We start from the raw sequence: 22,174 nt of genomic DNA, 5'->3' as shown, positions 1-22,174 counted from the left end.
TCAGCTGACCGGGCCGCCGAAGGCCTCGATGCGGTCACCGTCAGCCAGCTTCACCATCGCCCGCTTGGTCGCCTTGCGCTGACCGAAGCCGGTACGGGTCCGCTTGCGCTTGCCTTCACGGTTGAGCGTGTTCACCGTCAGCACCCGGACGTCGAAGATCTGCTGGATCGCGATCTTGATCTGGGTCTTGTTGGCGTCCGGGTGGACCAGGAACGTGTACCAGTTCCTGTTCAGCTCGCCGTAGCTTTTCTCCGAGACCACCGGCGCCACGATGATGTCGCGCGGGTCAGCGATCGTGCTCACTTGTCGCCCTCCTCGGTCTGCGCCGGAGTGCCCAGGAACTGGTCGAGGGCTTCCTTGGTGAAGACCACGTCGTCGGCGACCAACACGTCGTAGGTGTTGAGTTGCCCGACCTCGATCAGGTGCACGAGCGGGGTGCTGTTGCGCAGGTTGCGCAACGACAGCCAGTTCAGCTCGTCGGTGGCGCTCAGCACGACCAGCACCCGCTTCGCCTCGGTGATCTTGCGAAGCGCGGTGAGCGCGGCCTTGGTCGACGGCTTGTCGCCACCGACGAAGGCCTCGATCACGTGCAGCTGGCCAGAGCGGGCCCGGTCGGACAGGGCCCCGCGCAGGGCGGCGGCCTTCATCTTCTTGGGGGTCCGCTGGCTGTAGTCACGCGGGACCGGGCCGTGCACCACGCCACCACCGGCGAACTGCGGAGCCCGGATCGAGCCCTGGCGGGCCCGGCCGGTGCCCTTCTGCTTGTACGGCTTCTTGCCGCCGCCGGCGACCTCGCCCCGGGTCTTGGTCTTGTGGGTGCCCTGCCGCGCGGCGGCGAGCTGGGCGACCACGACCTGGTGCATCAGGGCGATGTTGGCCTGTGCGTCGAAGACCTCGCCCGGCAGTTCGACGGTGCCGCTCTTGGCACCCTCGGCGTTGATCACGTCAACAGTGGTCATTTAGCGACACCGCCCTTCTTCGCCTGGGCCTTCGCCGCGCTGCGGACCAGAATCAACGCGCCCTTGGGGCCGGGGATGGCACCCTTGACGAGCAGCAGGTTGTTCTCCGGGTCGACCGCCTGCACGACGAGGTTCTGCACGGTGTATCGCACACTGCCCATGCGGCCGGCCATCCGGACGCCCTTGAAGACGCGACCGGGGGTCGCGCAGGCGCCGATGGAGCCGGGCGAGCGGTGCTTGCGCTCGACACCGTGGCTGGCGCGCAGGCCGTGGAAGCCGTGCCGCTTCATCACACCGGCGAAGCCCTTGCCCTTGGTCCGGCCGGTGACGTCGATGCGGGCACCGGTCTCGAAGGTGTCCACCGTCACCTCCTGACCCAGCTCGTACTCGCTGGCGTCGGTGGTGCGCAGCTCCACGATGTGCCGCCGCGGCGCCACGCCGGACTTGGCGAAGTGGCCGGATTTCGGCTTGTTCACCTTGCGCGGGTCCACCGCGCCGAACGCGAGCTGGACCGCGGAATAGCCGTCCTTGTCGGAGGTGCGCACCTGGGTCACCACACACGGGCCGGCCTGCACCACGGTCACCGGTACGACCCGGTTGTTGTCCCAGACCTGGGTCATGCCGAGCTTGGCGCCCAGGATGCCCTTCACTTGCCTGTCCATTGTCCGGTCCCTACAGCTTGATCTCGATGTCGACGCCAGCCGGCAGGTCGAGGCGCATCAGCGAATCGACCGTCTTCGGGGTCGGGTCGATGATGTCGATCAGACGCTTGTGCGTGCGCATCTCGAAGTGCTCGCGCGAGTCCTTGTACTTGTGCGGCGAACGGATGACGCAGAAACGGTTGATCTCAGTGGGCAGCGGCACCGGGCCTGCGACCTGCGCGCCGGTTCGCGTCACCGTTTCGACGATCTTCCGCGCCGAGGAGTCCACGACCTCGTGGTCATAGGCCTTGAGCCGGATGCGGATCTTCTGTCCCGCCATGGTGGCTTCTGTTCCTTCTCTCTCCGCCCGCAATGGAGCCCGCTCGCCGGAGCGGATACCGCCGGTCGGACCCCGGCGCTGCCGTTTACTCGTGTGTCCGACCCCCGCGGTCGGGCGTGTCGCAATCGTGGGTCAAGCTCCGCCCCGTCTGATCCGGAACGATCTGGTCCCACGGAGGCGAAACCCCGCCGCTTGGGTCCTGGGTTCCGGAGCAGCACCGCGTGTCGTGTCTCACGATCAGGCCGACATCGAACAGCGATATCGGTGATGCCATGTGAGTCGACGGCAGCGCGGGCAACAACCCCGGACACCGAGCGAGGGTGGCTGACTGCTGGGCAGCCAGCCACCCTGCGCGGACGCAACCTGACTAGTATGCCGTACCGGGGTACGACAAGGCCAATCGGGCTACCAGTTCACTTGATGATCTTGGTGACCCGACCGGCGCCGACGGTCCGGCCACCCTCACGGATCGCGAACTTGAGGTTCTCTTCCATCGCGATCGGCTGGATCAGCTTGACGGTCATCGAGGTGTTGTCACCCGGCATGACCATCTCGGTGCCTTCCGGCAACGTGACCACGCCGGTCACGTCGGTGGTCCGGAAGTAGAACTGCGGACGGTAGTTCTGGAAGAACGGCGTGTGCCGGCCACCTTCCTCCTTGGAGAGGATGTAGACCGTCGCCTCGAACTCGGTGTGCGGGGTGGTGGTACCCGGCTTGATGACCACCATGCCGCGCTCGACGTCCTCGCGCTTGATACCACGCAGCAGCAGACCGACGTTCTCACCGGCCCGTGCCTCGTCGAGCAGCTTGCGGAACATCTCGATACCGGTGCAGGTCGTCTTCATCGACTTCTCGCGGATGCCGACGATCTCCACCTCCTCGTTCGGCTTGAGCACGCCACGCTCGGCACGTCCGGTCACCACGGTGCCCCGACCGGTGATCGTGAAGACGTCCTCGATCGGCATCAGGAACGGCTTCTCGATCTCGCGCTCCGGCTGCGGAATCGCGGTGTCGACCGCGTTCATCAGGTCCATGAGCTTGTCGGTCCACTCCGGGTCGCCCTCGAGCGCCTTGAGCGCGGAGACCCGTACCACCGGCAGGTCGTCGCCCGGGTACTCCTGGGCCGACAGCAGCTCGCGGACCTCGAGCTCGACCAGCTCGAGCAGCTCCTCGTCGTCGACCATGTCGCTCTTGTTGAGCGCCACGACGATGTACGGCACGCCGACCTGACGGGCCAGCAGCACGTGCTCACGGGTCTGCGGCATCGGACCGTCGGTCGCCGCGACCACCAGGATCGCGCCGTCCATCTGCGCGGCACCGGTGATCATGTTCTTGATGTAGTCGGCGTGACCGGGGCAGTCGACGTGTGCGTAGTGCCGCGCCTCGGTCTGGTACTCGACGTGCGCGATCGAGATCGTGATGCCGCGGGCCTTCTCCTCCGGCGCCTTGTCGATCTCGTCGAACGGCGTGTACGGGTTGAGGTCCGGCATCCTGTCATGCAGAACCTTGGTGATGGCCGCCGTCAGCGTCGTCTTACCGTGGTCGATGTGACCAATGGTGCCGATGTTGACGTGCGGCTTAGTCCGCTCGAACTTCGCCTTCGCCACTGGTGTCCTCCTGTGGACTTCTTGGTTCGTACGCCCGGCGCGCCGTTGGGGCGCTTAGGACTCTGTCGACAGCCTTTCCGGTCCGATGTCGGCGACCGGGAAGTGCTTGGGTCTTGCGGCGGTCACGCCTTCAGGCCCGGTACGCAGTTCGCCCGAGACGGGCCGGGGATCGCTCCCCGGACCCGTTACTCGCCCGTCGCCTTCGCGATGATCTCCTTCGCCACGCTCTGCGGAACCTCGGCGTAGGAGTCGAACTGCATGCTGTAGCTCGCCCGGCCCTGGGTCTTCGACCGCAGGTCGCCGACGTAGCCGAACATCTCCGACAGTGGCACCAGGGCGCGGACGACGCGGGCTCCGCCACGCTCTTCCATCGCCTGGATGATGCCACGCCGGGAGTTGAGGTCGCCGATGACGTCACCCATGTTCTCCTCCGGAGTGGTGACTTCAACGGCCATCATCGGTTCGAGCAGCGCGGGGTCCGCCCGACGGGCGGCCTCCTTGAGCACCATCGAACCGGCGATTTTGAACGCCATCTCGGACGAGTCGACCTCGTGGTACTGCCCGTCGAGCAGCGTCAGCTTGACGCCGACCAGCGGGTAACCGGCGAGGATGCCGTACTGCATGGCGTCCTGGGCACCGGCGTCGACCGACGGGATGAACTCCCTCGGCACCCGGCCACCGGTGACCGCGTTGGCGAACTCGTACGTCGGTGCGTCGCTGTCTAGCGGCAACGGCTCGAGCTTGACGATCACCCGGGCGTACTGGCCGGAGCCACCCGTCTGCTTCTTGTGGGTGTACTCGACCTTCTCGACCAGCTTGCGGATGGTCTCCCGGTACGCCACCTGCGGCTTGCCGATGTTGGCCTCGACGTTGAACTCGCGGCGCATCCGGTCGACCAGGATGTCCAGGTGCAGCTCGCCCATGCCGGCGATGACCGTCTGCCCGGTCTCCTCGTCGTTCTTGACGCGGAAAGTCGGGTCCTCCTCGGCCAGCCGCTGGATGGCGGTGCTGAGCTTCTCCTGGTCGGCCTTGGTCTTGGGCTCGATGGCCACCTCGATGACCGGCTCCGGGAACGTCATCGACTCCAGGATGACCGGGTTCGCCGGGTCACACAGGGTGTCCCCGGTGGTGGTCTGCTTGAGTCCCTGGACCGCGATGATGTCACCGGCGTACGCGGCCGGCCGCTCTTCACGCTTGTTGGCGTGCATCTGGTAGATCTTGCCGATCCGCTCCTTGCGGTCCTTGGTGGAGTTGATCACCTGGGAACCGGATTCGAGCGTGCCGGAGTAGACCCGGACGTACGTGAGCTTGCCGAGGTGCCGGTCGGTCTGGATCTTGAAGGCCAGACCAGAGAACGGCTCCGTGTTGGACGGCTTACGCAGCATCGGGGTCTCGCCGTCGGTGGCCGTACCCTCGATCGCCGGAACGTCCAGTGGCGACGGCAGGTAGTCGACCACGGCGTCCAGCATCGGCTGCACGCCCTTGTTCTTGAAGGCCGAGCCGCAGAGCACCGGGTTGCCCTTGTCGGCGAGCGTCGCCCGCCGGATGGCGGCCTTGATCTCGGCGACGGAGAGTTCCTCACCCTCGAGGTACTTCTCCATGATCGAGTCGTCGACGTCGGCGAGGGTTTCCACCAGCTTCTCGCGCCACTCGGCGGCGGCGTCGGCGAGGTCGGCCGGGATCTCCTCGATCGCGTAGTCCTCGCCCTTCTGGGTCTCGCCGCGCCAGGTCAGCGCCCGCATCTCGACCAGGTCGACGACGCCGATGTGGTCGCCTTCCAGCCCGATCGGGATCTGCAGCACCAGCGGGGTGGAGTTGAGCCGGTCGATCATCATCTGCACGCAGCGGAAGAAGTCGGCTCCGGTCCGGTCGAGCTTGTTGACGAAGCACATCCGGGGAACCTTGTACTTGTCGGCCTGCCGCCAGACGTTCTCGGTCTGCGGCTCCACGCCGGCCACGCCGTCGTAGACCGCCACCGCGCCGTCGAGCACCCGCAGCGACCGCTCGACCTCGACCGTGAAGTCGACGTGGCCGGGCGTGTCGATGATCTGGATCGTGTGGCCCTTCCACTCACACTTGGTGGCGGCGGAGGTGATGGTGATCCCCCGCTCCTGCTCCTGCTCCATCCAGTCCATGACGGCGGCGCCCTCGTGGACCTCGCCGATCTTGTACGTGATGCCGGTGTAGAACAGAATCCGCTCAGTGGTCGTGGTCTTACCGGCATCGATGTGCGCCATGATGCCGATGTTGCGTACGTTGGCAAGCGCGTCTGCGGCGGCCACTTCAATCCCTACTTCGTCTCGTCGTCGACTGTGTCTGCGCGGCTATGCCGAAGGGCATGACAGCGGCTGCTTACCAGCGGTAGTGCGCGAAGGCCTTGTTGGACTCCGCCATCTTGTGGGTGTCCTCGCGACGCTTGACCGCGGCACCCAGACCGTTGCTCGCGTCGAGCAGCTCGTTCATCAGCCGCTCGATCATGGTCTTCTCCCGGCGGGCCTTGGAGTACTGCACCAGCCAGCGCAGCCCCAGCGTGGTCGCCCGGGACGGCCGGACCTCGACCGGCACCTGGTAGGTCGCGCCACCGACTCGGCGGCTGCGGACCTCGAGGGTCGGCTTGACGTTGTCCATGGCGCGCTTGAGGGTCACGACCGGATCGGTGCCGGACTTCTCCCGGCAGCCCTCCAGGGCGCCGTAGACGATGCGCTCCGCCAGCTGACGCTTGCCACGCAGCAGAATCTTGTTCACCAGCTGAGTGACCAGTGGCGAGTTGTACACCGGGTCCGCGACCAGTGGCCGGCGCGGAGCAGGGCCCTTACGCGGCATGTCAGCTCTTCTCCCTCTTCGCGCCGTAGCGGCTGCGAGCCTGCTTGCGGTTGCGAACACCCTGGGTGTCCAGCGAACCACGGACGATCTTGTATCGGACGCCAGGGAGGTCCTTCACCCGGCCGCCACGCACCAGCACGATCGAGTGCTCCTGCAGGTTGTGACCGACGCCGGGGATGTAGGCGGTGACCTCGATCTGGCTGCTCAGCTTCACCCGGGCGACCTTGCGCAGCGCGGAGTTCGGCTTCTTGGGGGTGGTGGTGTACACACGGGTGCACACGCCACGACGCTGAGGGCTGCCCTTCAACGCAGGCGTCTTGGTCTTGCTCGTCTTGGCCTGGCGGCCCTTGCGGACCAGCTGCTGGATCGTGGGCACCGGGTTCCTTCGCTCCCTTCGGCCGCGAGCGGCCGCGCTGTCACCTCAGTCGTCCGGGTGGACGACTCTCCTACATTCCGACCGACGCTCCCAGGCGGGGCACCGGCACCCGCGGTCGGGCGTGTCGCCCGCACGCGGACCCGGCCGATTTGCTGTCACCCGCCGGGATCTGCACCTGTCATGACGCTGCTCGATGGCCGTGACCAGATCGGGCGCACGCACGACTTGCCCGGTCATGCCGGGCACAAGGGGAGAGAGTACCCACCGCACACGCGCAGGTCAAAACGGCGAGCCGACCGTGCCAGGGCACGCATCGATTCCTCGATGCCCGCCGAGCGACACCCCGCCTCTGTGTTCACCTGTCCGCCTGCGGCGAACCACTCCGATGACCCAGTGTACCGGCTCGTCCGTGGGCCGGCCTGCCGGGCAGTCGACTCAGCCGTACGGGGGCACGGGTCCAGCGACTCGCGGGACTCAGGCGACCAAGAGAAGCATCGTCGCGCCGAATCCGACCACCGTGAAGGCGAGACCCGCACCAGCGCAACTGATGCCCGCGATCGACAGGCCACGTCCGGTGAACCGCACCGCCGGCGGTGGGGCGACCTGCCGGATCTGCCGCAGACCGAGCATCCCCAGCGCCACCCCGGCCACTCCGAAAGCACCGCTGAGCAAGGCGAACGCGCCGGCCACCCAGCCACCCCAGCCGCTGTCCGCTCCGCCGGCGCCCAGGCAGCCGACCAAGAACGACGCCAGCACCGTTACCACGCCAGCGACCAGAGCGCCGACCGCCAGGCCGGAGACGACCGGCCGGACCTCGAGGTGCACCAGGCCGAAGCTCGTCCCCGGCACCTGCTCCACCCGCCGGGGAGTCAGCCGAGCCTCCGGTGGCGGCGGCGCAACGCGCCAGTCAGGCGAACCATGGTCCGTGAACTGGGTCACCACGTCCTCCTCGTACGTCGCCGGCCGTCTTGCCCGTCTGCCGGTCCCGTCCTGCCCGTCTGCCGGTCCGTCCCGTCCGGTCCGGTCCTGCACCCGGGTGCCGGTCGGGTGGGGGTCGGCTCGGGTTCGACCAGTGCCGCGTCAATCGAACGTCAATCGATGCCGGGATCGAAGTCCTGTCCGACCGGTCCCGTCGCCCAGCTGAAGACGCCGAACACGACCGCGACCGTCAACGTCACCGCGCCGAGGAGCAGCCCGGCCAAGGCCAACCGCTCGCCGCGGCGCAGCCAGACAGCGCCGGTCAGGTAGCCGCCGGACCGGTATGCCTCGCGCCGCGCCTGCCGGGCGAGCAGCAGCGCGAGCGTCGCCGGCACGACACCCCCGACCAGCAGCCCGGTGATCGCCGCCACCAAGCCGAGAGCGAAGACGGCACCTGCCTTGGTGGAGCGCACCGGATCGGGGTCGGCGGGATGCCGCGGCGTCTCCCGCGCTACGGCGGGCACCGGGGTCACCTGCACCCCGCCAGCCTACAAGCTGAAGGTGCCTGCTCCACCGCACTCATGGTGGAGCAGGCACCTTCACATCTGGTGCTCGGAGTCAGCGGTAGGAGCCGAAGTCGAAGTCGTCCAGCGGAACCGCCTGCCCGCTGGCCGGCCCGAACCCGTAGTCGGTCTCCGGGTACCCGGTCATCGAGTAGACCTTGGCCTTCGCCTCCTCGGTCGGCTCGACCCGGACGTTGCGGTACTTGCTGATGCCGGTACCGGCCGGGATGAGCTTTCCGATGATCACGTTCTCCTTGAGGCCGATCAGCGAGTCGCTGCGCGCGTTGATCGCCGCGTCGGTGAGCACCCTGGTCGTCTCCTGGAAGGAGGCCGCCGAGAGCCAGGAGTCGGTGGCCAGCGACGCCTTGGTGATACCCATCAGCATCGGCCGGCCAGCGGCCGGCTCGCCGCCTTCGGCGACCAGACGGCGGTTCTCCGACTCGAACACCGCGCGGTCGACGAGTACGCCCGGCAACAGTTCGGTGCCACCGGAGTCGATGACCGTCACCCGCTTGAGCATCTGCCGGATGATGATCTCGATGTGCTTGTCGTGGATCAGCACACCCTGCGAGCGGTAGACCTCCTGGACCTCCTGGGTCAGGTGGACCTGCACCGCCCGTGGGCCCAGGATCCGCAGCAGCTCGTGCGGATCGATCGTGCCCTCGGTGAGCTTCTCGCCGACGGTGACGTGCGTGCCGTCGTGCACCCGCAGTCGGACCCGCTTGGAAATCTTGTCGTGGACGATCTCGTCGCTGCCGTCGTCCGGCACGATGATGATCTTCCGGGACCGCTCGCCGTCCTCGATCCGGATCCGACCCGGGGTGTCGGCGATCGGCGCCTTGCCCTTCGGGACCCGGGCCTCGAAGATCTCCTGGACGCGGGGCAGACCCTGGGTGATGTCCTCACCGGCGACACCACCGGTGTGGAAGGTCCGCATCGTCAGCTGCGTACCCGGCTCACCGATCGACTGGGCGGCGATGATGCCGACCGCTTCGCCGATGTCCACGGTCTTGCCGGTCGGCAGCGACCGACCGTAGCAGGCACCGCAGACGCCGAGCTTCGACTCGCAGGTGAGCACGCTGCGCACCCGGACGTGTTCCACTCCGGCGGCGATCAGCTTGTCGACCAGGATCGAGTTGAGGTCGGCACCGCGCTCGACGACGACCTCTCCGTCGGCGCCCTTGATGTCCTCGGCCAGGGTACGGGCGTGAACACCGGTCTCGGCGAACTCGTGCACCACGAGCTTGCCGTCGAGGCGCTCACCGACCTGCATGGTGATCGCCCGGTCGGTGCCGCAGTCCTCTTCCCGGATGATGACGTCCTGGGAGACGTCGACCAGACGACGGGTCAGGTAGCCCGAGTCGGCGGTCCGCAGCGCCGTGTCGGCCAGACCCTTACGGGCACCGTGCGTGGAGATGAAGTACTCCAGCACGGACAGACCTTCCCGGTAGCTCGACTTGATCGGCCGCGGGATGATCTCGCCCTTCGGGTTGGCCACCAGGCCGCGGATCGCGGCGATCTGACGCAGCTGGAGCAGGTTGCCTCGGGCACCCGAGTGGATCATCTTCCACAGCGGGTTCTCCTGCGGCAGCGCCGTCTCCAGGTCCTTGGCGATCTCGTTGGTCGCCTTGGTCCAGATCTCGATCAGCTCACCGCGTCGCTCTTCGCCGGTCATCAGACCACGCTGGTACTGCTTGTCGATCCGGTCGGCTTCCTTCTCGTACCGCTCCAGGGTTTCCTGCTTGTGCGGCGGCGCGATGACGTCCTGCATGCCGATCGTCACACCCGACCAGGTGGCCCAGTGGTAGCCGGCCTCCTTGAGTCCGTCGAGGGTGGCGGCCAAGGCCACCTTCGGGAAACGCTCGGCCAGGTCGTTGACGATCGCCGACAGCTGGCTCTTGCGGATCTCGTAGTTGACGAACCGGTACCCGACCGGCATGACCTCGTTGAACAGCACCCGGCCGAGGGTGGTGTCGACGGTCAGCGGCTCACCCGGCTGCCAGCCCTCCGGGGCGGTCCACCGCGCCCCACCCGGGCCGTTGTCGACGTCGACCACCCCGTGCAACCGGATCCGCACCGGTGACTGCAGGTGCAGCTCACCGTTGTCGAACGCCATCCTGGCCTCGGCGTCCGAGCTGAACGCCCGGCCTTCACCGAGCAGACCTTCGGTCCGGTGGGTGAGGTGGTACAGCCCGATGATCATGTCCTGGGTGGGCATGGTCACCGGCTTGCCGTCGGACGGCTTGAGGATGTTGTTCGACGACAGCATCAGGATCCGGGCCTCGGCCTGCGCCTCGGCCGACAGCGGTACGTGCACCGCCATCTGGTCACCGTCGAAGTCGGCGTTGAAGGCGGTGCAGACCAGCGGGTGGATCTGGATCGCCTTGCCCTCGACCAGCTGCGGCTCGAACGCCTGGATGCCGAGGCGGTGCAGGGTCGGCGCCCGGTTGAGCAGCACCGGGTGCTCGGAGATGACCTCCTCGAGCACGTCCCACACAACCGGCCGCTGCCGCTCGACCATCCGCTTGGCGGACTTGATGTTCTGCGCGTGGTTGAGGTCCACCAGGCGCTTCATCACGAACGGCTTGAACAGCTCCAACGCCATCTGCTTGGGCAGACCGCACTGGTGCAGCTTGAGCTTCGGACCGACGACGATGACCGACCGGCCGGAGTAGTCGACCCGCTTGCCGAGCAGGTTCTGCCGGAACCGGCCCTGCTTGCCCTTGAGCATGTCGGACAGCGACTTCAGCGGACGGTTACCCGGGCCGGTGACCGGCCGGCCACGGCGGCCGTTGTCGAACAGCGCGTCGACGGCCTCCTGCAGCATCCGCTTCTCGTTGTTGACGATGATCTCGGGCGCGCCCAGGTCGATCAGCCGCTTGAGCCGGTTGTTCCGGTTGATCACCCGGCGGTACAGGTCGTTGAGGTCGCTGGTCGCGAACCGGCCACCGTCAAGCTGCACCATCGGGCGCAGGTCCGGCGGGATCACCGGTACGCAGTCGAGCACCATGCCCTGCGGCGAGTTGCGGGTGCTGAGGAACGCCGCGACCACCTTGAGCCGCTTCAACGCCCGGATCTTGCGCTGACCCTTACCGGTACGGATGATCTCCCGCAGGTTGTCGGCTTCGGCGTCGAGATCCATGTTGTGCAGCAGGGTCTTGATCGCCTCGGCGCCCATCCCGCCGGTGAAGTACTCACCGAAACGGTCCCGCAGCTCCCGGTAGAGCAGCTCGTCGGTGACCAGCTGCTTCGGATCCAGCTTACGGAAGGTGTCCAGCACCTCGTCGAGCCGGTCGATCTCGCGCTGCGCCCGGTCGCGGATCTGGCGCATCTCGCGCTCGCCGGACTCCTTGACCTTGCGCCGTACGTCAGCCTTGGCGCCCTCGGCCTCCAGGTCGGCCAGGTCGGCCTCCAACTTGGCCGCGCGCTTCTCGATCTCCGAGTCACGGCTGTTCTCGGACTGACGCTTCTCGGCGTGGATCTCGTTCTCGACGGTGGACATGTCCCGGTGCCGGGCCTCGACGTCAACCCCGGTGATCACGTACGACGCGAAGTAGATGATCTTCTCGAGATCCTTCGGCGCCAGGTCCAGCAGGTAACCGAGCCGGCTCGGCACACCCTTGAAGTACCAGATGTGCGTCACCGGAGCGGCGAGTTCGATGTGCCCCATCCGCTCTCGACGAACCTTGGACCGGGTCACCTCGACGCCGCACCGCTCACAGATGATGCCCTTGAAGCGGACGCGCTTGTACTTGCCGCAGTAGCACTCCCAGTCCCGCTGCGGGCCGAAGATCTTCTCGCAGAAGAGCCCGTCCTTCTCCGGCTTGAGGGTGCGGTAGTTGATCGTCTCGGGCTTCTTGACCTCGCCGTGCGACCACTGACGGATGTCGTCCGCGGTAGCGAGGCCGATGCGCAACTCGTCGAAGAAGTTGACGTCGAGCACGTTTCGTGTCCCCTATGTCGTCGTCGTTGCTGCTGATTCCGTGGTGCGAGGGGTCTGGGGCGGCTCGACCCGCGAAGGGATCAAGCCTGACCGCCCGGAGCGGGTCGAGCCGCCCCAGACCTCACTCGAACCTCACACTTCCTCGACCGAGCTCGGCTCCCGCCGGGACAGGTCGATACCGAGTTCCTCCGCGGCCCGGAACACCTCGTCGTCGGTCTCACGCATCTCCAGGGCCACGCCGTCGCTGGAGAGCACCTCGACGTTGAGGCACAGCGACTGCAGCTCCTTGAGCAGCACCTTGAACGACTCGGGGATGCCCGGCTCGGGGATGTTCTCGCCCTTGACGATCGCCTCGTAGACCTTGACCCGGCCCAGGACGTCGTCCGACTTGATGGTCAGCAGTTCCTGGAGGGCGTAGGCGGCGCCGTACGCCTGCATCGCCCAGCACTCCATCTCACCGAAGCGCTGGCCACCGAACTGGGCCTTACCGCCGAGCGGCTGCTGGGTGATCATCGAGTACGGGCCGGTCGACCGTGCGTGGATCTTGTCGTCGACCAGGTGGTTGAGCTTGAGGATGTAGATGTAGCCGACCGCGATCGGGTCCGGCAACGGCTCGCCGGACCGTCCGTCGAACAGCTGGGCCTTGCCCGAACTGCCGATCAGCTGGACGCCGTCCCGGTTGGGCAGGGTGCTGCCCAGCAGGCCGGTGATCTCCTCCTCCTGGACACCGTCGAAGACCGGGGTGGCGACGTTGGTGTCCGGCTCGGCTTCGTCCGATCCAATGGACCGCAGCGCGGCCTTCCACTCGGCGTCGTCGCCCTCGACCTTCCAACCGGTCTTGGCCACCCACCCGAGGTGGGTCTCCAGGATCTGCCCGATGTTCATCCGGCCCGGCACACCGAGCGGGTTGAGCACGACGTCGACCGGCGTGCCGTCGGAGAGGAACGGCATGTCCTCGACGGGGAGGATCTTGGAAATGACACCCTTGTTGCCGTGCCGGCCGGCGAGCTTGTCGCCGTCCTGGATCTTGCGCTTCTGGGCGACGTAGACCCGGACCAGCTCGTTGACGCCCGGCGGCAGCTCGTCGCCGTCGTCGCGGGAGAACGTCCGTACGCCGATCACCGTGCCGGTCTCGCCGTGCGGCACCTTCAGCGAGGTGTCCCGGACCTCCCGGGCCTTCTCACCGAAGATCGCCCGCAGCAGCCGCTCCTCCGGGGTCAGCTCGGTCTCGCCCTTCGGGGTGACCTTGCCGACCAGGATGTCGCCGGGAACGACCTCGGCACCGATCCGGATGATGCCGCGTTCGTCGAGGTCGGCGAGCATCTCCTCGCTGACGTTCGGAATGTCGCGGGTGATCTCCTCCGGGCCGAGCTTGGTGTCCCGGGCGTCGACCTCGTGCTCCTCGATGTGGATCGAGGTGAGCACGTCCTGCTGCACCAGCCGCTGGGACAGGATGATCGCGTCCTCGTAGTTGTAGCCCTCCCACGGCATGAACGCCACGAGCAGGTTACGGCCGAGGGCCATCTCGCCTTCGTCGGTGCACGGGCCGTCCGCGATGACCTGGCCGGCCTCGACCCGGTCGCCTTCGAAGACGGTCGGCTTCTGGTTGACGCAGGAGCCGGCGTTGGAGCGGCGGAACTTGTGCAGCAGGTAGGTCCGACGGTGGCCGTCGTCCTGGTGCACCGTGACGTAGTCGGCGCAGAGGTCCTCGACCACGCCACCGGCCTCGGCCAGCACCACGTCGCCGGCGTCGACCGCCGCGCGGTACTCCATGCCGGTGCCGACCAGCGGGGACTCCGCCTTGACCAGCGGCACCGCCTGACGCTGCATGTTCGCGCCCATCAGTGCCCGGTTGGCGTCGTCGTGCTCCAGGAACGGGATCATCGCGGTGGCCACGGAGACCATCTGCCGCGGTGAGACGTCCATGTAGTCCACGGCGGCCGGCGAGACGAAGTCGACCTCACCACCCTTGCGTCGGACCAGGACCCGCTCCTCGGCGAAGGTGCCGTCGGCCATCAACGGCGCGTTGGCCTGCGCCTTGACGAACCGGTCCTCCTCGTCTGCGGTCAGGTAGTCGATCTGGTCGGTGACCCGGCCGTCGACCACCTTGCGGTACGGCGTCTCGATGAAGCCGAACGGGTTGACCCGCCCAAAGGTGGACAGCGCGCCGATCAGGCCGATGTTAGGGCCTTCCGGCGTCTCGATCGGGCACATCCGGCCGTAGTGCGACGGGTGCACGTCGCGGACCTCGAAGCCGGCCCGTTCCCGGGACAGACCACCCGGGCCGAGGGCGCTGAGCCGCCGGCGGTGGGTCAACCCGGCGAGCGGGTTGGTCTGGTCCATGAACTGGGACAGCTGCGAGGTGCCGAAGAACTCCTTGATCGCCGCCACCACCGGGCGGATGTTGATCAGGGTCTGCGGCGTGATGGCCTCGACGTCCTGGGTGGTCATCCGCTCGCGGACGACCCGCTCCATCCGGGACAGGCCGACCCGTACCTGGTTCTGGATCAGCTCGCCGACGGTACGCAGCCGCCGGTTGCCGAAGTGGTCGATGTCGTCGGCCTCGTAGCCTTCCTCGCCGGCGTGCAGCCGGCAGAGGTACTCGACGGTGGCGACGATGTCGTCCTCGGTCAGCGTCCCGGAGTTGATCGGGACGTTCAACTCGAGCTTCTTGTTGAACTTGTACCGACCGACCTTGGCGACGTCGTACCGCTTCGGGTTGAAGAACAGGTTGTCGAGCAGCGTCTGCGCGTTCTCGCGGGTCGGCGGCTCGCCAGGACGGAGCTTGCGGTAGATGTCGAGCAGCGCCTCGTCCGCCCCGGCGATGTGGTCCTTCTCCAGGGTGGTCATCATCAGCTCGGACCAGCCGAACCGCTCCCGGATCCGGTCGGCGGACCAACCGATGGCCTTGAGCAGGACGGTCACGGCCTGACGCCGCTTGCGGTCGATGCGGACACCCACGGTGTCCCGCTTGTCGATGTCGAACTCCAGCCAGGCACCCCGGCTCGGGATCACCTTGACGCTGGACAGATCGCGGTCGGAGGTCTTGTCGGGCTGCTTGTCGAAGTACACGCCCGGCGACCGGACGAGCTGACTGACCACCACACGCTCGGTGCCGTTGATGATGAAGGTGCCCTTCGGCGTCATCATCGGGAAGTCACCCATGAACACCGTCTGGCTCTTGATCTCGCCAGTGGTGTTGTTGGTGAACTCCGCGGTCACGAAGAGCGGTGCGCAGTAGGTCAGGTCCTTCTCCTTGCACTCCTCGATCGAGGCCTTGACCTCGTCGAAGCGTGGGCTGGAGAAGGAAAGCGACATAGTGCCAGAGAAGTCCTCAATGGGACTGATCTCGTCGAGAATCTCCGCGAGGCCTGAACGTGCGTGCGGGTCGTCAGCCGACCGGCCCTGCCAAGCCTCGTTGCCCACCAGCCAGTCGAACGACTCGGTCTGGATGGACAGCAGGTTGGGGACCTCGAGATGTTCGGTGATCCGGCCGAATGAAATCCGGCGAGGAGCGAAAGCGCTCGACGTACGGCTGGTCTTCGCAGGGCGGGAAGCTGCCAAGATGCGTCCTTCCGAGGACCGGTGCTGCAGACGGCTGTTTCGCGCGCACTCCAAAGAACCTCGGTCAAAATATCCAGGATCGGACATTCCGGGCGCGAGGCAAGTCGGAAGGCAGCGCAAACTAGCAGTGTAGCCGAGCGGCTAACCGCTGTCCAGCCAGTCGCCGCAGAGCATCGCGGAGCCGGACACGGACGCCCATCCTGGGGCATCTACGCGCCGCTCGGAACGCGACACTTCCACGCCGACCTCGTGGGGCTGGCTGCTGCGGTGCGCCACCGTCGGCGCCCGCCGCTGGAGCCATTACCCAGCGATGGCCGTCGCAAGCCTGAACCGCTGCCGCCGTTGGCGTACCGGTGCCGTTGGCGTCCCGATGCCCTTGGCAGGGTGGCCGTTGGCGCTCCGGAAGCTCTTGGCGCTCCCGAAGCTCTTGGCGAGCCACGGATCAGTTTTGCTCTAGTCAGCGTGCCTGCCGTCACCGGCCGCGTCAAGGCCTGCCGAGCGGCTAGGTCAACACGCTTCGGCCTGGCAGCCGGCGCTCCATCGACCTCTCGGAGCAGGCCGGAAGGCGAAATGCCCTGATCATCGGGCAATCGCACCGGGTATTCGAACGAAAGCGGGCGGCAACCCCCGATGGGGATCGCCGCCCGCTTTCGCGCGCGATGTGGGTCAGGTCACTTGAGGGTGACCTTCGCACCCTCCGCCTCGAGCTTCGCCTTGGCCTTGTCGGCGGCTTCCTTGTTGGCCTTCTCCAGAACGGCCTTCGGCGCGGCCTCGACCAGGTCCTTGGCTTCCTTGAGGCCGAGTCCGGTCAGTTCCCGGACAACCTTGATGACCTGGATCTTCTTGCCGCCGTCAGCCTCAAGGATGACGTCGAACTCGTCCTTCTCCGGCTCGGCCTCGACCGCGGCGGCGGCCGGACCGGCGGCGGCCACCGCGACCGGCGCGGCGGCGGTGACGTCGAAAGTCTCTTCGAACTGCTTCACGAACTCCGACAGCTCGATCAGCGTCATCTCCTTGAACGCGTCGAGCAGCTCGTCGGTGCTGAGCTTCGCCATGGCTGGCATCCTTTCAATTCAACGTGTACGGGAACCAGGCGACTCAGGCCTGCGTACCCTCGGATTCGCGCTTTTCCTGCAGCGCCGCCGCCAGGCGGGCGGTCTTGGACAGCGGAGCCTGCAGCACGGCCGCGGCCTTGCTCAGGTTCGCCTTCATCGCACCGGCCAGCTTGGCCAGCAGCACCTCGCGGGATTCGAGGTCGGCCAGCTTGGTGACCTCGGTAGCGGTGATCGCCCGGCCCTCGAATACGCCACCCTTGATGACAAGCATCGGGTTGGCCTTCGCGAAGTCACGCAGACCCTTGGCCGCCTCGACGACGTCGCCGGAGACGAAGGTGAGCGCGGTAGGACCGGTGAACAGCTCGTCGAGTCCGTCGATGCCCGCGTCCGACGCGGCCCGCTTGGCCAGGGTGTTCTTCGCCACCGAGTAGGTCGCGCTCTGTCCCAACGATCGCCGCAGCTGGGTCAGCTGAGCGACGGTCAGGCCGCGGTACTCGGTCAACACGGTGGCCCCGGACTCCCGGAAACGTTCGGTCAGCTCAGCGACCGCCGTCGCCTTGTCGGCTCGAACCGGCTTGTCCGCCATGTCCCTCCTCTCTGGTGCTCCAGGCTGGGTGACCGGCTCAGGCGGCCGGGTCGGTCAGGATGACCGGCCCAGGAGGCCCGAGTCGGTCGTGAAGATCCCGCGACCACGAAAAACGCCCCGGCGCGAGAGGCGCACGGGGCGAGGCTGCCGTCGACCGACGGCTACTACTCGACGTCGTTCCGCCCCTGCGCGGGCCGCCCGTGGAAACGGGACCTTCAACCGTGCCGAGGCACGGTGACCAGCGGTCTTTGGGTGTGGATGAGAAAAGCGTACGGCACACTCGATGCCGACACCAAATCGATTCGGGGCTGGTCCGATGTACCCGCCGGACCAGCCCCGAATGTCGCCGGTGTGTGCTCAGCTCTCGCCGGCCGCCTCGGTGAGGTTCTTCACCACGTTCGGGTCCACCGGGACACCCGGGCCCATGGTCGTGGTGAGCACGACCTTCCTGAGGTACTTGCCCTTGGCCGCCGACGGCTTGGCCCGCAGCACCTCGTCCAGCACCGCCGCGTAGTTTTCGATCAGCTGGGTCTCGCCGAACGACGCCTTGCCGATGATCAGGTGCAGGTTGGAGTGCTTGTCCACCCGGAAGGTGATCTTACCGCCCTTGATGTCCGAGACGGCCTTGGTGACGTCCATGGTGACCGTGCCGGTCTTCGGGTTGGGCATCAGGCCGCGCGGGCCCAGGATCCGCGCGATCCGACCGATCTTCGCCATCTGGTCCGGAGTGGCGATCGCCGCGTCGAAGTCCAGCCAACCGCCCTGGATCCGGGCGACCAGCTCGTCGGTGCCGACCTCGTCCGCACCGGCGGCCACCGCCTCCTCTGCCTTGGCACCGGCGGCGAAGACGATCACCCGCGCGGTCTTACCAGTGCCGTGCGGCAGGTTGACGGTGCCTCGGACCATCTGGTCCGCTTTACGCGGGTCGACGCCGAGGCGCATCGCGACCTCGACCGTGGCGTCGAACTTGACGTTGGTGGTGTCCTTGGCCAGCTTGACCGCCTCCGCCGGGGTGTAGAGCTTCGCCCGGTCGATCAGGTCACTGGCTTTGCGGTAACTCTTGCTGCGCTGCATGGTGTCTGGCTCCTGTGGTCGATGGCGGGCCGCGCGACGCGCGTACCCTCCCACGGTGGTCGGCCGGTCCGTACGGCGGACCGGAACGTCACTCCTTGACGGTGATCCCCATCGACCGGGCGGTCCCGGCGATGATCTTCTCCGCCTGCTCGATGCTGTTGGCGTTGAGGTCGGCCATCTTCTTCTCGGCGATCTCGCGCAGCTGGGCCGTGGTCACCGAACCGACCTTGGTGGCCTGCGGCACCCCGGAGCCCTTCGGCACGCCGGCGGCCTTGAGCAGCAGCCGGGCGGCGGGCGGGGTCTTCAGCACGAAGGTGAAGGTGCGGTCCTCGTACACGCTGATCTCGGCCGGCACGATGTCGCCACGCTGGGCCTCGGTCTGCGCGTTGTAGGACTTGCAGAACTCCATGATGTTCACGCCATGCTGACCGAGCGCCGGACCGACCGGCGGTGCCGGCGTGGCCTGGCCCGCCGGCAGCTGCAGCGTGAACGTCTTGACGAGCTTCTTCTTGGGAGGCATGTCTCTTCCTGGGGCTTGATCTGGTGGACTGCACCGGATCTGCTGGACGTCACCGGAGGCTGACGAGCCCTCGGCACGCGCGCACGGTCAGGCGCGGCCTGGGGCCGACGTTCTAGGGTAGCGCAGTGGTCCCGACAACCCGGCTTCGGGTGGTCGACGTGACCCTCCGACTCGCCGACCGATCAGATCTTGGCCACGCCGACCGATCAGATCTTGGCGACCTGGTTGAAGTTGAGCTCCACCGGAGTCTCCCGGCCGAAGATCGACACCAGCACCTTGAGCTTCTGCTGATCGGCGTTGATCTCGCTGATCGTGGCCGGCAGCGACGCGAAGGCACCGTCGGTGACGGTGACCGAGTCGCCGACCTCGAAGTCGAGGACCTTGATCTCGGGCTTGGACTTCTTGGGCTCGGCGGCGACCGCCGGGGCGAGCCACTTGAGCACCTCGTCGAGCGAGAGCGGCGCCGGCCGGTCGGCCCGGTCGGTGGCACCCACGAAGCCGGTCACCCCCGGGGTGTTGCGCACGCAGGAGTACGACTCGGGCGTCAGATCCATCCGGACCAGGATGTAGCCGGGGAAGACCTTGTTCTGCACCTGCAGCCGCTTGCCGTTCTTGACCTCGACCTCCTCCCGGGTGGGCACCTCCACCTGGAAGATGAACTCCTCCATGTCGAGGCTGCTGATCCGGGTCTCGAGGTTGGTCTTGACCTTGTTCTCGTAGCCGGCGTACGAGTGCACCACGTACCAGTCACCGGGGGCGTACCGAAGCTTCTGCCGCAGTTCGGCGACGGGGTCGAACTCTTCCTCGTCGGGCTCGGCAGCGGGGACCGAGGTGTCGCTGGCGGCCTCGACCGACTCGTCAGCCTCCGCCGTCGCCACCGTGGACTGCTCGTCGGTGACGCCGGCGGTCTCGTCGTACTCAGGCACGCTTGCTCACTTCCGTCACTGTCAGCTGGGGTTACCGAATACCCACAGCACACCCTTGGCGAACACGAAGTCCAACCCGGCCACGATGGTCAACATGACCGCGATGAACACGACCACCACGGCGGTGTAGGTCAGCAACTCCTTGCGGGTCGGCCAGATGACCTTACGCAGTTCGGCGACCACTTCGCGGATGAATCGGATGATCCGGCCGAAAAAGCCCACGCGGGCGTCGGCCTTGGCCTTGGGACGGCCGTCCGCCGCCTCCGACTTGGGCTTCGACCGGGTGGCCGTACCACCGCGCGCTACCGGCTCGTCGTCGTCCGTGGCGTCGTCATCGGCGATCGCCTCGTCGTCGAACGACTCGTCCTCGGGGCGGTCGTCCGCGGCGTCATCGCCACGCCGGTTCCTCTCGGCCATCTCGCCCTCCGTCACGGGTGGTTGGGTCACGCGTCAGGTGGGACGCGCGCTGCGTCGTGCACGCCGGCCACTCCCCTGCGGAACGGCCGCCAACGGGGACGACGCCGACCCACCGGGGCCGGTCAGGCCTTAGGCGCAGGGGTGACAGGACTTGAACCTGCAGCCTGCGGTTTTGGAGACCGCTGCTCTGCCAATTGAGCTACACCCCTGTGCGGGTCGATCCCTGGCCCAGCCATGCCGGCTGGTGAGCCAAGCAGGACTGATCAGGGGGTACGAACCCCACGGCGGATCAGTGTACGGGTAAACGGACGACTTTCCCAACCGGCTACCTGCATCGGTGTCGGTCGGCGGTGGACCGGCGGTGGCGACACCGATCAGTCGCCGCGCCGCACCAAGGCCCGAGCCTGGGAGAGCACCTTCTCGCCGAGGCAGGTCGCTGTGACATCGATCCTGGTCAACCCATCATCGGTCTGGCCCTTGAGCACACCCGACACGTCGATCTCGGTGCCCTCGTCGTCGTCGGGCACCACCACCGGGCGGGTGAACCGCGCCCCGAACTCCACGACCGCGTCCGGGCCACCGGCCCAGTCGGCCACCGCCCGACCGGCCAGAGCCATGGTGAACATGCCGTGGGCGATCACCCCGGGCAGGCCGACCTGACCGGCGAACCGCTCGTTCCAGTGGATCGGGTTGAAGTCGCCGGAGGCTCCGGCGTACCGCACCAGATCGGCCCGGGTCACCCGGAACCGTCGCACCGGCAGCTCCATCTCGCCCCGCCCCCTCAGTCCTCGCCCCGTACGACCAGTTTCATCCACACCGTCACCACAGGCTCGCCTGACATGGTGGCCACCTCGGTCCGCGTGGTGAGGAAGTCGTGCCCGCTACGGGACACGATGTCGTCGATCGAGTCGACGCAGACTAGTTCGTCGCCGGCCACGACCGGGCGGGCGTAGCGGAACCGTTGATCGCCGTGAACCACCCGGGTGTAGTCGACGCCGAGTTGCGGATCGGTGACGATCCGCTCGGTCGAGGCCATGGTGATCACGATCGGGAACGTGGGCGGTGCCACCACGTCCGGGTAGCCGGCCGCACGGGCCGCAGCGGGGTCGTGGTGGATCGGATCGGTCGCGCCGATCGCCACCGCGAACTCACGGACCTTTTCCCGACCCACCAGGTACGGGCTGCTCGGCGGATAGCTCCGGCCGACGAAGGACGGTTCCAAGGGCATGACCAGAACCTACCCCCTGACCGGTACGGCCAGCGGCCTACCCTGAGCTGCCCCGACGCTCCACGCTGTGGGTGGATAGGACGAGGATCCGGCCCCGCTACAAGGATGTGGTCGTAGCCACGGCGGAGCCGGATCGCGCCGGACGGCGTGGCTCAGCGGGTTTCGCGGTGCAGGGTGTGCTTGCCGTCCCGGGGGCAGAACTTCTTCAGCTCGATGCGGTCCGGGTCGTTACGGCGGTTCTTCCGCGTGATGTAGTTGCGCTCCTTGCACTCCACACACGCCAAAGTGATCTTCGGACGGACGTCGGTCGCCTTGGCCACGGCGGGGTGCCTTCCTCGCTAACGGACACAACTACAGCGTGCCAGCGTAGCCGGAGCAGACGCGGACATGCAAAGCGGGCGCCCTCGGCGCCCGATGACATCAACCGGCCTCACCAGGAAGCCGACCGTAGCGGTGGCCGGACTTGAACCGGCGACACAACGATTATGAGCCGTTTGCTCTACCACCTGAGCTACACCGCCGTGACGGGTCCAGTAGACCCTCTGAGCCCCCTTACGGAATCGAACCGTAGACCTTCTCCTTACCATGGAGACGCTCTGCCGACTGAGCTAAGGGGGCCTGCGCTCATCGTCCG

The 22,174-nt window shown here is 67.1% G+C and carries 21 protein-coding genes and 3 tRNA genes; all 24 read right to left on the bottom strand.

Annotation, left to right across the window (positions count from 1 at the left end):
* Nucleotides 1-303 (bottom strand): 50S ribosomal protein L23, encoded by a 303-nt coding sequence (gene rplW / locus O7632_RS06015; RefSeq protein ID WP_278112090.1) that lies wholly within the window; start codon nt 301-303, stop codon nt 1-3.
* Nucleotides 300-959 carry a 50S ribosomal protein L4 gene (gene rplD / locus O7632_RS06010; RefSeq protein ID WP_278112088.1) on the bottom strand — a complete coding sequence of 220 codons (660 nt, stop codon included), beginning with the start codon at nt 957-959 and terminating at the stop codon, nt 300-302. Before rplD ends, rplW begins: the two co-directional genes overlap by 4 nt.
* The gene (rplC, locus tag O7632_RS06005; protein ID WP_278112086.1) at nt 956-1,621 is read right to left on the bottom strand and encodes a 50S ribosomal protein L3; all 666 of its coding nucleotides are present in this window, start codon (nt 1,619-1,621) and stop codon (nt 956-958) included. The genes rplD and rplC overlap by 4 nt, the downstream gene beginning before the upstream one ends.
* Before the next feature lie 10 nt (nt 1,622-1,631).
* Nucleotides 1,632-1,940 carry a 30S ribosomal protein S10 gene (gene rpsJ, locus O7632_RS06000; RefSeq protein ID WP_007073037.1) on the bottom strand — a complete coding sequence of 103 codons (309 nt, stop codon included), beginning with the start codon at nt 1,938-1,940 and terminating at the stop codon, nt 1,632-1,634.
* Between the two features lie 413 nt (nt 1,941-2,353).
* Nucleotides 2,354-3,547: an elongation factor Tu gene (gene tuf, locus O7632_RS05995; protein ID WP_278112085.1), complete on the bottom strand. Its 1,194-nt coding sequence runs from the start codon at nt 3,545-3,547 to the stop codon at nt 2,354-2,356.
* Between the two features lie 185 nt (nt 3,548-3,732).
* Complete coding sequence (gene fusA, locus O7632_RS05990; protein WP_278112083.1) at nt 3,733-5,829, bottom strand: elongation factor G; 2,097 nt, start codon at nt 5,827-5,829, stop codon at nt 3,733-3,735.
* A gap of 70 nt (nt 5,830-5,899) precedes the next feature.
* A complete protein-coding gene (rpsG, locus tag O7632_RS05985; RefSeq protein WP_278112081.1) occupies nt 5,900-6,370 on the bottom strand; it encodes a 30S ribosomal protein S7 in 471 nt (156 codons plus the stop codon).
* 1 nt (nt 6,371) lies between these two features.
* Complete coding sequence (rpsL, locus tag O7632_RS05980; protein WP_278112080.1) at nt 6,372-6,746, bottom strand: 30S ribosomal protein S12; 375 nt, start codon at nt 6,744-6,746, stop codon at nt 6,372-6,374.
* A gap of 474 nt (nt 6,747-7,220) precedes the next feature.
* Nucleotides 7,221-7,604, bottom strand: a complete 384-nt coding sequence (locus tag O7632_RS05975; protein ID WP_278119869.1) for a hypothetical protein — start codon at nt 7,602-7,604, stop codon at nt 7,221-7,223.
* Between the two features lie 233 nt (nt 7,605-7,837).
* Complete coding sequence (locus tag O7632_RS05970; protein WP_278112078.1) at nt 7,838-8,188, bottom strand: hypothetical protein; 351 nt, start codon at nt 8,186-8,188, stop codon at nt 7,838-7,840.
* 94 nt (nt 8,189-8,282) lie between these two features.
* Entirely contained in the window at nt 8,283-12,170 is a 3,888-nt protein-coding gene (locus tag O7632_RS05965) for a DNA-directed RNA polymerase subunit beta' (protein ID WP_278112076.1), read from the bottom strand.
* A 132-nt stretch (nt 12,171-12,302) separates the two neighbouring features.
* Nucleotides 12,303-15,734: a DNA-directed RNA polymerase subunit beta gene (locus tag O7632_RS05960; protein ID WP_278112075.1), complete on the bottom strand. Its 3,432-nt coding sequence runs from the start codon at nt 15,732-15,734 to the stop codon at nt 12,303-12,305.
* Between the two features lie 671 nt (nt 15,735-16,405).
* Entirely contained in the window at nt 16,406-16,789 is a 384-nt protein-coding gene (rplL, locus tag O7632_RS05955; protein ID WP_278112073.1) for a 50S ribosomal protein L7/L12, read from the bottom strand.
* 43 nt (nt 16,790-16,832) lie between these two features.
* On the bottom strand, nt 16,833-17,375 hold the full coding sequence (gene rplJ / locus O7632_RS05950; protein ID WP_278112071.1) for a 50S ribosomal protein L10: 543 nt from the start codon (nt 17,373-17,375) through the stop codon (nt 16,833-16,835).
* Nucleotides 17,376-17,732: 357 nt separating this feature from the next.
* A complete protein-coding gene (gene rplA / locus O7632_RS05945) occupies nt 17,733-18,449 on the bottom strand; it encodes a 50S ribosomal protein L1 (protein WP_278112069.1) in 717 nt (238 codons plus the stop codon).
* An 88-nt stretch (nt 18,450-18,537) separates the two neighbouring features.
* Entirely contained in the window at nt 18,538-18,969 is a 432-nt protein-coding gene (gene rplK, locus O7632_RS05940; RefSeq protein ID WP_278112068.1) for a 50S ribosomal protein L11, read from the bottom strand.
* A 206-nt stretch (nt 18,970-19,175) separates the two neighbouring features.
* On the bottom strand, nt 19,176-19,895 hold the full coding sequence (gene nusG, locus O7632_RS05935) for a transcription termination/antitermination protein NusG (protein ID WP_278112067.1): 720 nt from the start codon (nt 19,893-19,895) through the stop codon (nt 19,176-19,178).
* A 21-nt stretch (nt 19,896-19,916) separates the two neighbouring features.
* Nucleotides 19,917-20,312, bottom strand: a complete 396-nt coding sequence (secE, locus tag O7632_RS05930) for a preprotein translocase subunit SecE (protein WP_278112065.1) — start codon at nt 20,310-20,312, stop codon at nt 19,917-19,919.
* 136 nt (nt 20,313-20,448) lie between these two features.
* A tRNA-Trp gene (locus O7632_RS05925) sits at nt 20,449-20,521 on the bottom strand.
* A 165-nt stretch (nt 20,522-20,686) separates the two neighbouring features.
* A complete protein-coding gene (locus O7632_RS05920) occupies nt 20,687-21,079 on the bottom strand; it encodes a MaoC family dehydratase (protein WP_278112063.1) in 393 nt (130 codons plus the stop codon).
* 14 nt (nt 21,080-21,093) lie between these two features.
* On the bottom strand, nt 21,094-21,540 hold the full coding sequence (locus O7632_RS05915) for a MaoC family dehydratase N-terminal domain-containing protein (protein ID WP_278112061.1): 447 nt from the start codon (nt 21,538-21,540) through the stop codon (nt 21,094-21,096).
* A gap of 152 nt (nt 21,541-21,692) precedes the next feature.
* Complete coding sequence (gene rpmG / locus O7632_RS05910) at nt 21,693-21,860, bottom strand: 50S ribosomal protein L33 (protein ID WP_046567246.1); 168 nt, start codon at nt 21,858-21,860, stop codon at nt 21,693-21,695.
* A 128-nt stretch (nt 21,861-21,988) separates the two neighbouring features.
* Nucleotides 21,989-22,061: transfer RNA gene (locus tag O7632_RS05905), tRNA-Met, on the bottom strand.
* Between the two features lie 24 nt (nt 22,062-22,085).
* Nucleotides 22,086-22,158: transfer RNA gene (locus O7632_RS05900), tRNA-Thr, on the bottom strand.
* Between the last annotated feature and the right edge of the window lie 16 nt (nt 22,159-22,174).

This window comes from Solwaraspora sp. WMMD406 (assembly GCF_029626025.1).
Lineage (GTDB): Bacteria > Actinomycetota > Actinomycetes > Mycobacteriales > Micromonosporaceae > Micromonospora_E.
Note: the sequence above shows the minus strand (reverse complement) of the source record. Positions and strands in the feature narration are given on the sequence as shown.

Coding starts and splice junctions, on each gene's coding strand:
- rplD (WP_278112088.1), bottom strand. CDS start 959: ATGACCACTGTTGACGTGATCAACGCCGAGGGTGCCAAGAGCGGCACC.
- rplC (WP_278112086.1), bottom strand. CDS start 1,621: ATGGACAGGCAAGTGAAGGGCATCCTGGGCGCCAAGCTCGGCATGACC.
- rpsJ (WP_007073037.1), bottom strand. CDS start 1,940: ATGGCGGGACAGAAGATCCGCATCCGGCTCAAGGCCTATGACCACGAG.
- rpsG (WP_278112081.1), bottom strand. CDS start 6,370: ATGCCGCGTAAGGGCCCTGCTCCGCGCCGGCCACTGGTCGCGGACCCG.
- rplL (WP_278112073.1), bottom strand. CDS start 16,789: ATGGCGAAGCTCAGCACCGACGAGCTGCTCGACGCGTTCAAGGAGATG.
- rplJ (WP_278112071.1), bottom strand. CDS start 17,375: ATGGCGGACAAGCCGGTTCGAGCCGACAAGGCGACGGCGGTCGCTGAG.
- rplA (WP_278112069.1), bottom strand. CDS start 18,449: ATGCAGCGCAGCAAGAGTTACCGCAAAGCCAGTGACCTGATCGACCGG.
- rplK (WP_278112068.1), bottom strand. CDS start 18,969: ATGCCTCCCAAGAAGAAGCTCGTCAAGACGTTCACGCTGCAGCTGCCG.
- secE (WP_278112065.1), bottom strand. CDS start 20,312: ATGGCCGAGAGGAACCGGCGTGGCGATGACGCCGCGGACGACCGCCCC.
- O7632_RS05920 (WP_278112063.1), bottom strand. CDS start 21,079: ATGGAGCTGCCGGTGCGACGGTTCCGGGTGACCCGGGCCGATCTGGTG.
- O7632_RS05915 (WP_278112061.1), bottom strand. CDS start 21,540: ATGCCCTTGGAACCGTCCTTCGTCGGCCGGAGCTATCCGCCGAGCAGC.